2 protein-coding genes are annotated in these 2,247 nt (G+C 69.9%); both read right to left on the bottom strand.

What is annotated here, in order from left to right; genetic code table 11:
- Positions 1-32: 32 nt before the first annotated feature.
- Positions 33-1,553 (bottom strand): ISKra4 family transposase, encoded by a 1,521-nt coding sequence (locus JL475_RS38655; protein ID WP_202282872.1) that lies wholly within the window; start codon positions 1,551-1,553, stop codon positions 33-35.
- 81 nt (positions 1,554-1,634) lie between these two features.
- A complete protein-coding gene (locus tag JL475_RS38650; protein WP_202282871.1) occupies positions 1,635-2,144 on the bottom strand; it encodes a hypothetical protein in 510 nt (169 codons plus the stop codon).
- Between the last annotated feature and the right edge of the window lie 103 nt (positions 2,145-2,247).

The following is a 2,247-nucleotide window of genomic DNA, read 5'->3' as shown; positions in this document are numbered from 1 at the left end:
GGGTGCGGCTCCTTCCGAGGGAAAGTCGTTGATCAGGCGTCGAGTTGGTAGTGGTGCTGGTCGGGGTAGGTGCGCTGGTGCTCGCGGGTGTGGTGGTAGGCGAGGTAAGCCTCGAGGTCGTCGTTGGCGTGGACGGCGCGGAGTTTGAGGACGGCTTCGGCGCCGGCGAGGCCCCAGCGGGCGCCGGTGATGTCGAGGCGGTCGCCAATCAGGTGCCGGCAGGCGCCTTCGACCGAGCCGGTCGCGATCGGCCAGCCCTTCTCCAGCGCGGTGTCGTAGCGGAGCTGGTCGAGGTGGCCGGTCAGATAGCGCACGCAGGCTTCGACACTGCCTCGCTTCGCGTCGGTGAGCCGCTCGTCCCCGGCCCGGGCGGTCATCTCGTCGGCGACGCGGGCTGCGTGCCCGTGCAGGATGGCGGTGAGTGTCTGGGCGGCGAAGGTCTCGGCCTCGACGCTGCCGACGGGATGCAAGGCGTGCGCCGCCGCCCACACGTATTCGGCGACATGCACGAAGTCGATCAGGATATGGATCTTCACGTTGCGGTGCCGTGCCTCGGTTTCGATGAGGTCGAGTTGGTGGCGGGCTCCGTCGACGAGGACCAGCCAGGGCCGCAGGTGGCCCGGGTCACGGTCGTCGGCCTGGGTGAACGCCTCGGCTATCACCTCGTCCGGGTCGTGGACCAGTGAGGCGGTGCACCACCGGTTCACGGCCCTGGGTCCGGGGCGCGCTTCGCGCAGGCCGCTGCGGCCGCCGGGCGGGTGGACGATGTCGTGCGCACGACGCGGCGCGGGGACGGTGTCGTGGACACAGGCGATCGTCGCCATCCGTTTCCGGTTCGGCTTCTCGCCCGGAGCCAGCCGGGCCTGCCGGCCCTGCCGTTTCTTCGCCTCCGCGGCTCGCCGGGTCGCCTCGCGCAAGGCTTCGGGCCGCATCACCACCCCCTTCCCGTCGACCTGGATGACCAGCGGCATGTCCGCCGTGCACGGAGAAGCGATCTTGTGGCGGTAGAAGGCGTCGATGTCGACGGCGGCCGAGGCGACCAGGCTTTCGGCCCGGCGCTTGCCCAGGACTTTCCCGCACCGGTCCGTGATCGCCGCGACGGCCTGCTGATACGAACCACGCACCGCCTCCCGGACCGCGAGGCGCTTGATCCCGTGGCTGTGCCGGCCACGCGGCAGCCACAGAGTCGCGTCCGCCGGGTGCACGTTCGGCCTTCCCCGGCTGCGCCACGCGCACCGCGTCACGATCACCTTGCCGAACAAGCAGGTCAGCTGCCGTTCGTGCCCGGTTTCGCGGTGCGGCCTCGGTTCGTGGTCCGTGCCGAGAACCATCCTCGCCGGCGGGTGCTGTTCCTCGTGCCGGGCGCGCAGGTCGAGGTGGTCCTGGAAGAAGCGGCGCAGTATTTCCCTGCCGTCCTGTTCAATCAGGTGCTCGACCGCGGCGTGGTCCAGGGCGGCGGTCTCGGGCGCCGACAGCCGTGCTGCCAGCGACTTCACCGCCTCCATCGAGCAGGCAAACGGGTCAGGGACATCGTGGGTGTCGTAGCGTTCCATCCGGGCTCTTCTTCCGGCAGTCGTTCCTGGTTGGCACCTACGAATGTAGGAAGAAGAGCCCCTTGAACACCGGGAGTTGGCTCACGGCGGCGAACCAGACACCGTTCGGCGGGCCGAGGAGGTGAACAGTCCGGGCCTCTCCTCGGCCAGCCAGCCCCGCTCGACCAGCCGCTTCAGCTTCGACCGCGTCCCCTCGATCTTCGACGTCTGCGCGGGCAGGCCGATCCGCGGCACGATCTGCTTCGCCTGCACCGGATCGGGCGCATCGTCGATCACGTCCACGATGTCGCGATAGACCGGCGGGAGATCCGCGCTGGTCCTACCCTCCCGCCAGACGGTCACGGTCTGTACTCCCACCACCCGGCCCCCGCCCACCGGCTCGACCTCGACCGACGGCGGCACGACCGCATCAACGGCCACTCCCTCGGCCGCGAGTTCGTCCAGCGTCTCCCGCGTCACGGTCAACCGCTCCAGCCGGTTCCGCTCGGCCTCCAGCCGCACGGTCAACGCAGCGATCTCCTGCTCGAGTTCGGCCACCCGGGACCGCACCGCCGCCTGCCGCTCTTCCAGTTCCCCGATCAACGAGCCCATCCGGCACCGCCTCCTCTACCGGCACGGTAGAGACGACACCACCCCGCCCACACCCGGATCAGTAAATCCCCAGCTCAGCTGTCCCCTGGAAGGAGCCGCACCC

The organism is Streptomyces sp. M2CJ-2, from assembly GCF_016757295.1.
In the GTDB taxonomy this organism is placed as follows: Bacteria; Actinomycetota; Actinomycetes; order Streptomycetales; family Streptomycetaceae; genus Streptomyces.
Note: the sequence above shows the minus strand (reverse complement) of the source record. Positions and strands in the feature narration are given on the sequence as shown.

What these genes read in the sequence shown, in the direction of transcription:
- JL475_RS38655 (WP_202282872.1), bottom strand. Translation starts at nt 1,553, where the DNA reads ATGGAACGCTACGACACCCACGATGTCCCTGACCCGTTTGCCTGCTCG.
- JL475_RS38650 (WP_202282871.1), bottom strand. Translation starts at nt 2,144, where the DNA reads ATGGGCTCGTTGATCGGGGAACTGGAAGAGCGGCAGGCGGCGGTGCGG.